General features: G+C 32.6%; 11 protein-coding genes. 10 read left to right on the forward strand and 1 reads right to left on the reverse strand.

Annotated elements, in window-relative coordinates:
* Nucleotides 1–159: 159 nt before the first annotated feature.
* The 6 genes from Q0616_RS05355 (at nucleotide 160) to hisIE (ending at nucleotide 4,786) form a co-directional block, all read left to right on the forward strand.
* Nucleotides 160–516 carry a four helix bundle protein gene (locus tag Q0616_RS05355; protein ID WP_298775620.1) on the forward strand — a complete coding sequence of 119 codons (357 nt, stop codon included), beginning with the start codon at nucleotides 160–162 and terminating at the stop codon, nucleotides 514–516.
* 39 nt (nucleotides 517–555) lie between these two features.
* The gene (hisB, locus tag Q0616_RS05360) at nucleotides 556–1,689 is read left to right on the forward strand and encodes a bifunctional histidinol-phosphatase/imidazoleglycerol-phosphate dehydratase HisB (RefSeq protein WP_260541866.1); all 1,134 of its coding nucleotides are present in this window, start codon (nucleotides 556–558) and stop codon (nucleotides 1,687–1,689) included.
* Nucleotides 1,690–1,815: 126 nt separating this feature from the next.
* Nucleotides 1,816–2,394, forward strand: a complete 579-nt coding sequence (hisH, locus tag Q0616_RS05365) for an imidazole glycerol phosphate synthase subunit HisH (protein ID WP_260541864.1) — start codon at nucleotides 1,816–1,818, stop codon at nucleotides 2,392–2,394.
* Between the two features lie 197 nt (nucleotides 2,395–2,591).
* Complete coding sequence (hisA, locus tag Q0616_RS05370; protein ID WP_260541862.1) at nucleotides 2,592–3,308, forward strand: 1-(5-phosphoribosyl)-5-[(5-phosphoribosylamino)methylideneamino]imidazole-4-carboxamide isomerase; 717 nt, start codon at nucleotides 2,592–2,594, stop codon at nucleotides 3,306–3,308.
* A 117-nt stretch (nucleotides 3,309–3,425) separates the two neighbouring features.
* Nucleotides 3,426–4,178: an imidazole glycerol phosphate synthase subunit HisF gene (gene hisF, locus Q0616_RS05375; RefSeq protein WP_260541861.1), complete on the forward strand. Its 753-nt coding sequence runs from the start codon at nucleotides 3,426–3,428 to the stop codon at nucleotides 4,176–4,178.
* Entirely contained in the window at nucleotides 4,175–4,786 is a 612-nt protein-coding gene (gene hisIE, locus Q0616_RS05380; RefSeq protein WP_260541860.1) for a bifunctional phosphoribosyl-AMP cyclohydrolase/phosphoribosyl-ATP diphosphatase HisIE, read from the forward strand. Before hisF ends, hisIE begins: the two co-directional genes overlap by 4 nt.
* Nucleotides 4,787–4,822: 36 nt before the next feature.
* On the opposite strand, the gene Q0616_RS05385 is transcribed toward hisIE, so the two are convergent.
* Entirely contained in the window at nucleotides 4,823–5,590 is a 768-nt protein-coding gene (locus Q0616_RS05385; protein ID WP_260541859.1) for a DUF2490 domain-containing protein, read from the reverse strand.
* 289 nt (nucleotides 5,591–5,879) lie between these two features.
* Here Q0616_RS05385 and Q0616_RS05390 point away from each other — a divergent pair, with 289 nt between their 5' ends.
* The 4 genes from Q0616_RS05390 (at nucleotide 5,880) to Q0616_RS05405 (ending at nucleotide 11,210) form a co-directional block, all read left to right on the forward strand.
* Complete coding sequence (locus tag Q0616_RS05390) at nucleotides 5,880–7,343, forward strand: ankyrin repeat domain-containing protein (RefSeq protein ID WP_284583145.1); 1,464 nt, start codon at nucleotides 5,880–5,882, stop codon at nucleotides 7,341–7,343.
* Nucleotides 7,344–7,351: 8 nt separating this feature from the next.
* Nucleotides 7,352–7,843, forward strand: a complete 492-nt coding sequence (locus tag Q0616_RS05395) for a DUF2271 domain-containing protein (protein WP_225542319.1) — start codon at nucleotides 7,352–7,354, stop codon at nucleotides 7,841–7,843.
* Between the two features lies 1 nt (nucleotide 7,844).
* A complete protein-coding gene (locus Q0616_RS05400; RefSeq protein WP_298775626.1) occupies nucleotides 7,845–10,037 on the forward strand; it encodes a PepSY domain-containing protein in 2,193 nt (730 codons plus the stop codon).
* A 165-nt stretch (nucleotides 10,038–10,202) separates the two neighbouring features.
* Nucleotides 10,203–11,210 (forward strand): FAD:protein FMN transferase, encoded by a 1,008-nt coding sequence (locus Q0616_RS05405; protein WP_298775628.1) that lies wholly within the window; start codon nucleotides 10,203–10,205, stop codon nucleotides 11,208–11,210.
* Nucleotides 11,211–11,893 lie beyond the last annotated feature (683 nt).

Consider the following 11,893-nt stretch of genomic DNA (forward strand, 5'->3'; position numbering starts at 1 on the left):
GATTATTAAATATTTAAACTTACTAACTTAAAAACTTACTAACCGTACAACTTAAAAACATACAAACTAAACAACTTACAAACTTAATAACACACCTACTGACCAACTTAAAAACATTTTCCTTAACTTAATATCTATCAAACCTTAAAACCAAATAATATGGGCCTAGTTTATGATTTAAATTTATGGAAAGAAGCGCATCAACTAGTTTTAGAAGTGTATAAAACAGTCGATAAATTTCCTAAATCAGAGATTTTTGCTTTATCGAGTCAAATGAAACGTTGTGCAGTTTCTGTTCCGGCAAACATTGTTGAAGGATATAAAAAACAAACGAAAGCTCATCAAATACATTTTTATAACATTTCGGATACATCTTTAGAAGAACTGAAGTATTACTTTTTACTTTCTAGAGATTTGAAATATATAACTGAAAAAGAATACAAAATATTGATTAGTAAAAGTGAAGAAGTTGGAAAAATGATTACAGGTTATATTAAACATATCAAAAGAAAATAACTTAAAAACTTCATCACCTAATCACTTACAAACTAAAAAATGAAAAAAATACTTTTTATAGATAGAGACGGAACCCTAATTCTAGAACCAGCCGACTACCAAGTGGACAGCTTTGAGAAATTAGAATTCTATCCAGAAACATTTACTTATTTAGGGAAAATTGCCAAAGAATTGGATTACGAATTAGCGATGGTAACGAACCAAGATGGTTTAGGAACACCGGCAAATCCTGAAGAATTATTCTGGCCGATTCAAAATTTCGTAGTAAAAGCATTTGAAAACGAAGGAGTAAAATTTTCAGCAATTTTCATCGATAAAACTTTTGCACACGAAAATGCACCGACACGCAAGCCTGGAACTGCGATGTTAACTAAATACATCAACAATCCGGCATACGATTTAGCAAATTCGTTTGTAATCGGAGACCGAATTACCGATGTGAAATTAGCTCAGAATTTAGGAGCAAAAGGAATTTTTATTGCAAATGACGAAGCATTAGGAGCAGACGAAATCAACGATAACGAAGGTTTAAACGAAGCGATTGCATTAAAAACAACATCGTGGAAAGAGATTTACGAATTCTTAAAATTACAAAATCGTACGGCTTCTATTGTTCGTAACACAAACGAAACAAATATTAAAATCGATTTAAACTTAGACGGAACAGGGAAATCAGATATTTCGACTGGAATCCACTTTTTCGATCATATGTTAGATCAAATTGCGCGTCACGGGCAAATGGATTTAGTGATTAAGGTGGACGGTGATTTAGAAGTGGACGAACACCACACAATTGAAGATACAGCCATTGCGTTAGGTGAAGTTTTTGCTCAAGCGTTAGGAAATAAATTAGGGATCGAGCGCTATGGTTTCACTTTACCAATGGATGATTGTTTAGCGCAAGCGGCAATTGATTTTGGAGGAAGAAACTGGTTGGTTTGGGAAGCGGAATTTAAACGCGAAATGATTGGTCAAATGCCAACAGAAATGTTCTATCACTTCTTTAAATCGTTTACAGACGGTGCAAAATCGAACTTAAATATCAAAGCGGAAGGAACAAACGAACACCACAAAATCGAAGCGATTTTTAAAGCGTTTGCGAAAGCGATTAAAGTGGCGGTAAAACGTGATCCAGAAAAAATGATTTTACCATCAACAAAAGGACTTTTGTAATAATTTTTAAGTTGTAAAGTTATGAAGTGATAAAGTTATTTGTTGGTTTAAGACTTAAAATCCAACCACAAATTAACTTACAAACGTAAACACTTATCAACATAAAAACTTAACCACTCAAATAATATGATAGCAATAGTAAAATATAACGCAGGAAATGTAAAATCGGTTTACAATGCCGTAACTCGTTTGGGTTACGAAGCGGTAATTACAGATGATTTTGAAACCTTGCAAAATGCAGACAAAGTCATTTTTCCAGGTGTGGGAGAAGCGAGTTCGGCCATGACTTATCTAAAAGAAAAAGGATTAGATAAAATCATCCAAAACTTAAAACAACCAACGTTAGGAATTTGTTTAGGTCAGCAATTGATGTGTGCTTTTTCGGAAGAAGGAAATACAGAGTGTTTAGGAATTTTTCCCATTCAAGTGAAATTATTTCCATCAACGGAAATCGTTCCACATATGGGATGGAATACCATTTATGACTTAAAAACGTCTTTGTTTAACGGAATCGAAGAAAACTCGGACATCTATTATGTTCACAGTTTTTATTGTGAGAATTCAGAATATACGATTGCGAAAACCAACTATATTCTAGAATATTCAGCGGCTTTAAATAAAGATAATTTTTACGCGACTCAATTTCATCCAGAAAAATCAGCTGGAATTGGAGAACAGATTTTGAAGAACTTTTTGTCTTTATAGTTTGTCAGTTATGAAGTGATAAGGTTATTAAGTTGTAAAATTTTATGTTCAAAAGTTAATCCCCATTAATTGAAGAACACAATAACTAAAAAACTTACAAACATAATAATTGAAACACTTAAAAACACAATAACTTAAACACTTAAAAACATAATAACTGAAACACTTAAAAACATAAACACTTAAAATTTAAAGAAATGAGAATCATCCCAGCTATAGATATTATCGACGGAAAATGCGTTCGATTATCACAAGGCGATTACGATACAAAAAAAATATACAACGAAAACCCATTAGAAGTGGCGAAAGAATTCGAAGATTACGGAATCGAATATTTACACTTAGTGGATTTAGATGGAGCCAAATCAAAGCAAATCATCAACTATAAAACATTAGAATTAATTGCTTCTAAAACCAATTTAAAAGTGGATTTTGGTGGTGGAATTAAAGCTAATGATGATATCAGAATTGCTTTTGAATGTGGTGCGAATCAAATTACAGGTGGAAGTATTGCCGTTCAAAATCCGACGTTATTTCAAGAATGGATTGCGCAATACGGAAGCGAAAAAATCATTTTAGGAGCAGATGCTAAAGATCGTAAAATTGCGACGCACGGTTGGTTAGAAACTTCTGAATTAGATGTAATTGATTTTATCCAAGAATACAAAGCAAAAGGAATTGATTATGTAATTTGTACAGACATCGCAAAAGATGGTATGTTACAAGGAACATCAAACGAATTGTATGCAGAAATTTTAGCTGCTGCAGACGTTAAATTAATTGCATCTGGAGGCGTTTCTTCCATCGACGATTTAATTAAAGTAAAAGAATTAGGTTGCGAAGGAGCGATTTTAGGAAAGGCAATTTACGAAGGTCGTATTCAGTTAAAGGATTTGGTACAGTTTATCGGTTAGAAAGTGGTAAAGGGGGTAAGTTGGTAAGTTTTTAGGTTTTGAAACTAAACCACTTAATCTCTTAATCACCTAGTCACTTAAACACATAAAAACTTAAACACATAAAAACCTTAGAACGTGTTAAAAAAAAGAATCATCCCCTGTCTCGACATTAAAGATGGAAGAACAGTAAAAGGAGTTAATTTCGAAGGATTACGCGATGCGGGAGATCCGGTGGAATTAGCCAAGAAATATGTAGAAGAAGGCGCTGACGAATTGGTATTTTTGGATATTACAGCGACGCTTGAGAAACGCAAAACCTTAGCTGAAATGGTCGAAAAAATTGCGGCAGCGATTAATATTCCATTTACGGTGGGTGGCGGAATCAATTCGGTAGAAGATGCTTCGGCTGTAATTCAAGCAGGTGCGGATAAAGTTTCTGTGAATTCTTCTGCGGTAAAAAATCCTCAATTGGTGGCTGATTTAGCCTCTCGTTTTGGATCCCAATGTGTGGTGGTCGCAGTAGATACTCGCGACGTCAATGGAACGCAAAAAGTGTTTGTCAGCGGTGGAAAAATTGAAACCGAGTGGAAAACATTAGATTGGGTAAAGAAAGTGGAAGAACTAGGAGCTGGTGAAATTCTACTAACCTCAATGGATGGTGACGGAACAAAAACAGGTTTCAAAATAGATATTACGAAAGCGGTGGCTGATGCTGTAAATCTACCGGTGATTGCTTCGGGAGGAGCTGGAAAAATAGAACATTTTACAGAAGTTTTTACCCAAACAAAAGCAAGTGGCGCTTTGGCTGCAAGTATTTTTCATTTTGGTGAAGTTCCAATACCTATGCTTAAAAATTATTTAAAAGAACAAAATATACCGATACGATGAATATCGATTTCACAAAAAGTAATGATGGATTAGTTCCAGTTATTATTCAAAATTACCTAAACAATCAAGTGTTGATGTTAGGTTATATGAACGAAGAAGCGTTTAACAAAACACAAGAAAGTGGGAAAGTTACTTTCTTCTCACGTTCAAAAAACAGATTATGGACAAAAGGCGAAGAATCGGGAAACTTCCTTGAAGTAAAATCGATTGCAATTGATTGTGATAACGACACAATTCTAATCAAAGCAAAACCATATGGACCAACGTGTCATACAGGTTCTACAACGTGTTTCAACGAAATTTCGAATCGTGGATTTGTTTATGAATTAGAACAAACGATTAACGATCGAATCGATTTAGCAGAAGATAAAGATTCGTACACCTATAAGTTATACAATAAAGGAATCAATAAAGTGGCGCAGAAAGTCGGAGAAGAAGCCGTAGAAATTGTTATCGAAGCGAAAGACAATAACGACGATTTATTCTTAGGTGAAGCTGCCGATTTGATGTATCACTATTTGATTTTACTAAAAGCGAAAGGATTCAAATTAGAAGACGTGGAAAACGTTTTAAAATCAAGAGAAAATGGTCCAAGACGACCGGAATAAATTAGAAAAAACCTCATCTATCAGGATGAGGTTTTTTTATGAAAATATTTTGAATGGATTTTCCCATGTAATATCTATGGAAGCATAATGTGTGCTATGCGTAGCATTTTTTTCAATTAAATTATTCATATATCCTAAACTGATAGCCAACGGAGTGTTCTGTGGTCTAAAAGTATAAAACAAGGTAAAACGTGATTCTTTATATTTAAAACGACTCCATTCCTTGGATAAATTATGTTTATTCGTTGCAAAAAGAATTTCTGCACCTCCTGTAATCGTATGATGATTTTCTAAATCAATCGGAACTGAAATTTGTGATTTTAAACGAGAACGCAATTGTATAGGTTCATCCGTATTTTTCCAGTGATGATCGACAAATTTACGAGCTTCTTGTCGTACCGTTTGTGTTAATTTGACTTTCCCTATTGAAGTAGAATACGCCACACGTCCATAAATTCTCATTTCATTTTGTGTCGATATGTTTTCGATATCATCATCCATCGAATATTCCATTTGTTTACGATAACTTAAGGCATAAGACACTTTCCAATGTTTATCCAATTGGTGATAAAATTCTTGATTTATCACAATGATTGCTGGCTTTGATGTAATGTTGTAATTCTCTTCATCACTCTTTAAACCTAATCCAACATACGTCATTGATTCTATCTTTTCATTCAGATCTTGTTTCATTCCTAATGCGAACCAACTTGCACCATTGGTATCGCCCAAACCAGGAGGAGAAACTTGTGCATTGATGCAAATGGAAAAAAGAAGAAAACTTAAGAATGATATATATTTCATGGTAGTCGTTTGAATATGATACGTCAAAAGTAAAATGCAAATCTGTAACGAAATAGGAATCCTTTACTTATTTGAATAAAAATTTACATTTTTTTTCAAAACAGATTCATTCAATTCTTGTTAAGAGGATTCAATTATAAATTCTCCAAATTCATTTTAAATGATAAATGATATTTAGCACCTTCACATAATTTTAATTTTAAAATTTAGAATTATTATAAATAAAGTCTTACTTTTGACATCAAATTAAAATTGGTCTAAATAATAATAGATAAGATAAACGCTAGATATGAAAAAGTTATTCATCACAGTTGCCGTATTAATCGCTTCTTTTTTACAAGCGCAAACCAACACTTTAATGGATGCAGGTTTTTGGAAAAACAAACCATCAGTTGAAACTGTAAAAGCAGAAATTGGAAAAGGAAACAGTCCTTCGCAGCAAAATGCAGGATTTTTTGATCCTGTGGTGATAGCGATAAATAATAAAGCAGATTTTGATGTTTTAAAATTTTTAATTGAACAAGATGGAAATGCTGTGGATAAAAAAACACACCATTCTCGCATTTATTTGCAATGGGCTGCTGCAGCTGGAAATCTTGAATTAGTCAATTATTTAATCGCAAAAGGTTCTGATGTTCACTACAAAGACAGCCACGGTGATGATGTGATTACATACGCAGCAAGTGCTGGAAACAAGAATTTAGCGGTTTATGATGCCTTAATCAAAGCAGGTGCTAATCCTAAAGTAAAAAACGAGGATGGTACAAACATCATTATGGAGTCTATCGCAAATGATACGGATTTAAAAATTGCAGAATACTTTGTTTCTAAAGGTATTTCATTAACGGAGAAAGATAAATTCGGACGTACAGTAGCTGACTATTCTACGAAAGTTGGAAATTTAGAAATCTTAGATTTATTAGCTGCTAAAGGTGTAAAACCTACAGATCAAGCTTTATTTTTCGCAGCGCAAGGCTCTAGAATGAAAGAAAATGGAGTCGAAATTTTCAAAACTTTAGTTGAAAAATATAAATTAAATCCAAAAGCTCTAAACCCTCAAGGACAATCATTATTACACGCCTTATCTCGTCGTGGAAATTCAGAAATCATCAATTATGTAATTTCGAAAGGAGCTGATGTTAAAGTAGTAGATAAAGCAGGCAACACCGCATTAATGGTGGCTGCTGCCGGAAAAAACACCGATTTAATCAATTTATTCTTATCAAAATCTAACAATGTTAATGCTGTAAACTCTAATGGAGAATCGGCTTTGACAAAGGCGGTAGCATCTGGAACTCCTGAAATCGTAACTTTATTAATCGATAAAGGTGCAAAAACGGATATCAAGGATAAAGAAGGTAATAATTTAGCATCATATTGGTTCAATTCTTTCAAACCAAATGATGAAACATTTGCACAAAAACAAGAAATATTAGCAAAGGCGAAGATAGATTTTAAAGCCACTCAACAAAAAGGTTCGACATTATTGCATTTAGCCGTAGATAAAGGTGATAACGCTTTAGTAAAGAAAGCAATTGAATTAGGAGTAAATATTAATGCACAAGACGAAGACGGGAATACAGCTTTACATAAAGCAGCTTTAATTGCTAAAGATGATCAAATCTTAAAAACTTTAATTGGTGCGGGTGCTCAAAAAAATTTAAAAACAGAATTTGAAGAAACAGCTTACGAATTAGCTGCTCAAAACGAATTCTTGAAGAAAAATAATGTATCGATTGACTTCTTAAAATAATACAGAAAATGAAATTTAACGTCATAAAAAAATTATTCAGCGTCGTAGTTATACTAATGGCTACTGCCACTTTCGCTCAAACAACGAAGTATAAAACAATGATTCAGATGGAGAATTATACAGGTAAGGAAGCTTACATTGTAATTTCTTTGATTAATCCAAAAGGACAATATGAGAAAACGTTAGGAGTTTTAGGAAAAGATAATGAATGGTATAATACGTTAAAAGAGTGGGATAAATTCAATAAAAAGAAAAAAGAAAAATTAAACGGAATTACAGGAGCTTCTGTGGCAGGTGGCGCAAGAGCAACACGTGTGATCGAATTTGATACAGCGAAATTAAATAAAGGGTATAAAATCCGTTTTGAATCTGCTGTTGAAACACAAAAGTACGTGGTAAAAGATGCTGAAATTGCATTAACATCTGCGGCATTAGACAATAAAGCAGGAATTAAAGGAACAGAATACATTAAAGCCGTACGTTTTATTAAAGTTCAGTAAAATGATCCTATCGATTTGGAGGTATGCCCATTTGGCATTAGCCTTTATATCATCAGCTTTTCTTTTAATCCTTTCCACGACAGGAGTAATTTTAGCGGTTGATGCCATCAATGAGAAATCTCCGGCCTACAAAGTCGAAAATTTTGAAAATATTACACTCGCGCAGGTTCTTCCGACATTGCGCGAGAATTATTTTGAAATTATCGAAATAAAAGTTGATAACAACGATTTTGTAACGATTGATGCTATGGACGAAGATGGGAATCCTATTCAATCTTACATCGATCCCCATACAGGAAAAAACATTGGAGAAATCGTTCCGAAAAGTGATTTCATCAATTGGACCACTGCCCTACACCGCTCATTATTTTTAAAAGAAACAGGACGCGCCATTGTGGGTATCGTTTCCTTTATCTTATTTTTAATTTCAGTGACTGGATTAATCTTAGTGATTCAACGCCAAAACGGAATTTTAAATTTCTTTACAAAAGTCAATAAAGACTCATTTGCCCAATATTTTCATGTGGCAACCGGACGTTGGTTGTTAATTCCTATTGTGATCATTGGATTAACAGGAACATTCATTTTCTTGGCACGATTAGAACCTTTAGTAGGCCAACCAACAGAAGTGGAACACCCCATCAAAGAAAATTTACCTGCCAAAGAGTTAAGCGAAATCAAATTCTTCCAAAACACAAAATTAAGTAGTGTAGAACGAATCGAATTTCCTTTTATTCCAGATGATGAAGCTGAACCATTTGTTGTTCATTTAAGAAAGAAAAGTGTAACAATCAATCAAGTGAATGGTGAAATTATGACTGAATCATTCCATCCGTATTCAGCTGTCGTGGAAAAATTCAATATCGATTTACACACAGGTCGTACCAATGTCATTTGGGCTGCAATTTTAGGAATCGCATCACTTAATATTTTATTCTTTATTTGGACAGGATTTGCCATTACCTTAAAACGTACACGTACGAAAATCGGAAAGAATAAATTCAAGGCTAATGAAGCTGAAATTGTAGTTTTAGTGGGTTCTGAAAATGGTTCAACAGTTGGTTTTGCGAATAAAATTCATCAACAATTTTTAGCCAACGGAAAGAAATCCTTCATGGTTCAAATGAATCAATATGAAACGTATCCTAATGCTGAACATATCGTGGTTTTTACTTCCACTTATGGAATTGGAGATGCGCCCGCGAATGCCAAGAAATTTGAAGAATTAATTGCTCAATATCCTCAACCACAAAAGGTTAAATTCTCAGTCGTAGGATTTGGTTCAAGAGCTTACTCCGATTATTGTGGCTACGCGGTGAAAGTGGATCAATGGTTCGAAAAACAATCGTGGGCAACACGTTTATTGGATTTAAAAACCATCAACGATAAATCTCCAGAAGAATTTACAAATTGGGTGATTGCTTACAAAGAGGCTATGGATATTCCGTTAGCCACAACGCCAGCCATGTATGTGGGGAAAGCACCAAAATTAAAAGATTTAAAGGTGATTTCTTCGACACAAATTACCGATGAAGATGCCACTTTTACAGTAGTTTTAGATGCAAAACAGAAGTTTAAATCAGGCGATTTATTGGCTATTTATCCAGCGAATGATCATCGTGAGCGTTTGTATTCGATTGGTAAAGTCGAGAATAAATTACAACTTATTGTGAAGTTACATGAATTTGGATTAGGTTCTCAATATTTACACAACCTAAAAGAAAATTCAATTATAAAAGTAAGAATTGTTAAGAACAAAGCGTTTCATTTTCCTAAAAAAGCATCTCAAGTCATTATGATTGCAAATGGAACAGGTATTGCGCCTTTTCTTGGAATGATTGATGAGAACAAAAATAATGTTGAAACACATTTGTACACCGGTTTTCGACATTTAAATCCTACCACAAAAGGATATCAAGATTTTGCAAAAAAACAAATTGAAAAAAATCATTTAACAAGCTATCACAACGCTTTTTCTCGTGAAGAAAACAAACAATATGTAATGGATTTAGTTCATCGAGATGCTAAGTTTTTTGCAGAAACCTTACAAAACAAAGGGATTATTATGGTTTGTGGGGCTTTAGCCATGCAACATGATGTAGAAAAGGTGTTAGAGGAAATTTGTCAAGAGCATTTAAATAAATCATTTGAAGAATTTAAAGCAAACGGACAATTTTTGACGGATTGTTATTAGAATTTGTTCCGTTTTATTTCTCCATAATTTTGAAAAATTTTATCGAATACTTCAAACACTCGAAATAACGTTTAAGTTTCTTCAGTTCAAGTAATTCTGACAAGAATTATATCGAGAACTAAGACGAAATTTTAAACTATTTTTACTTTTCCTAATACAACATAAATGAAAAATACATTTCTAAAAAATATATTCACTTTTATACTATTGTATGCTCTAATTCCGACGAATGCTCAAACGGTCGGAGTTAGAGACACAATTTTGATGGGAAGTCGTTTTCAAATTACTTTGGTTGATAAAGATTCTATTTCTGCCGAAAAAAATATTAACAAAGCAATTGATGAAATGATTAGAATCGAAGAATTAATTTCAGATTGGAAACCAACTTCACAGGTTTCTCAAGTCAATCAAAATGCAGGAATCAAACCAATAAAAGTTGATCGAGAAGTTTTTGAATTGACAAAAAGAGCAATTTATTTTTCTCAACTTACCAATGGAGCTTTTGATATTAGTTTTGCAGCAATGGACAAAATCTGGAAATTTGATGGCACGATGGAAGAAATTCCAACAGAAAATGAAATCAAAAAAGCGATTGAAAAAGTTGGTTATCAAAACATCTTACTTGATGAAAAAAATTCGACTATTTTCTTAAAAAAAGCTGGAATGAAAATCGGTTTTGGATCAACAGGAAAAGGCTATGCAGCACAAAAAGCGCGAACTTATATGCAAAATTTAGGAATACAAGCTGGTATTATAGATGCTTCTGGTGATATGACAACTTGGGGAAATCAACCAAATGGTGAACCTTGGAAAATTGGAATTACAAACCCGTTCAAACGCTTTAAAATGGCTGATATTTTAGTTATGAAAAATGCTGCTGTTACTACATCTGGCGATTACGAAAAATTTATTTTAATTGACGGAATTCGTTATTCACATATCATCAATCCCAAAACTGGTTATCCTTCTACAGGCTTAACAAGCGTTACGGTTATTGGTCCTGATGCTGAAATGTGCAATGGTTTCAGTACTTCAATCATGGTTTTAGGAAAAGGAAAAGGTTTAGAATTGATCAATCAACAAAAAGACTACGCTGCACTTTTAATTACAGACAAAGGAAAAATTATTCGTTCTAAAAATTACAAGAAAATAAAACAGAGTCTTGGGAAATAAAATTTACAAATTCACTTTTTAAAATTAATATTTTAACCTAAATATTTTGATGTAAAATAAAGTGTAAGTAAAATTATTAAGAATAATTATCTTTATGCAGATTTTAACTTAAATTGTATGATTACTAATTCAATCTTAAAAAATGTTTATTATAATTTTATGAAAATCGGATTAATTACTTTGTCTGCAATTATGATTTTTATAGCTGGTAAAACATTTGGAGCTTTTATAAAATTATACATAATTTAAAATCTTCTTTTAGATTTTTTTTTATTTATAAAATATTTATATCATTGCTTTTACTTTAAAGAAATGAAAAAAAATGGTTACTAAAATCTCTAAATTTATATCTTCTGCAATTTTACTATTATTAATTTATTTTAATTTTAGTGAAAATTTATATATAGTAATCTTAATTATTTCTTTCATCTTCATTTTTAAAAAAATCACGCATAAAAAAGATTATTTATAGTCTATTGAAAAAAAACTAAAACACTTCTTTGTCTAAAATAGATTTAGTTTTCCTGTACAGCAAATTACTTATCTTCTTAAAAAAAATCATCCCATTTGTAATTCGTGTTACACTTCATTTTAAATAAAAATTCGAAATTGCATCAAAATATTAAACGCCATGTTCAAGTTATAAGTGCAACTGGCCAAGTAGATTTTAGTTTTTCGATAGG

The sequence above is a fragment of the uncultured Empedobacter sp. genome (assembly GCF_937930195.1).
Taxonomy (GTDB): domain Bacteria; phylum Bacteroidota; class Bacteroidia; order Flavobacteriales; family Weeksellaceae; genus Empedobacter; species Empedobacter stercoris.

What these genes read in the sequence shown, in the direction of transcription:
- Q0616_RS05405 (WP_298775628.1), top strand. Translation starts at nt 10,203, where the DNA reads ATGAAAAATACATTTCTAAAAAATATATTCACTTTTATACTATTGTAT.
- Q0616_RS05395 (WP_225542319.1), top strand. Translation starts at nt 7,352, where the DNA reads ATGAAATTTAACGTCATAAAAAAATTATTCAGCGTCGTAGTTATACTA.
- hisIE (WP_260541860.1), top strand. Translation starts at nt 4,175, where the DNA reads ATGAATATCGATTTCACAAAAAGTAATGATGGATTAGTTCCAGTTATT.
- Q0616_RS05400 (WP_298775626.1), top strand. Translation starts at nt 7,845, where the DNA reads ATGATCCTATCGATTTGGAGGTATGCCCATTTGGCATTAGCCTTTATA.
- hisB (WP_260541866.1), top strand. Translation starts at nt 556, where the DNA reads ATGAAAAAAATACTTTTTATAGATAGAGACGGAACCCTAATTCTAGAA.
- hisH (WP_260541864.1), top strand. Translation starts at nt 1,816, where the DNA reads ATGATAGCAATAGTAAAATATAACGCAGGAAATGTAAAATCGGTTTAC.
- Q0616_RS05390 (WP_284583145.1), top strand. Translation starts at nt 5,880, where the DNA reads ATGAAAAAGTTATTCATCACAGTTGCCGTATTAATCGCTTCTTTTTTA.
- Q0616_RS05355 (WP_298775620.1), top strand. Translation starts at nt 160, where the DNA reads ATGGGCCTAGTTTATGATTTAAATTTATGGAAAGAAGCGCATCAACTA.
- hisA (WP_260541862.1), top strand. Translation starts at nt 2,592, where the DNA reads ATGAGAATCATCCCAGCTATAGATATTATCGACGGAAAATGCGTTCGA.
- Q0616_RS05385 (WP_260541859.1), bottom strand. Translation starts at nt 5,590, where the DNA reads ATGAAATATATATCATTCTTAAGTTTTCTTCTTTTTTCCATTTGCATC.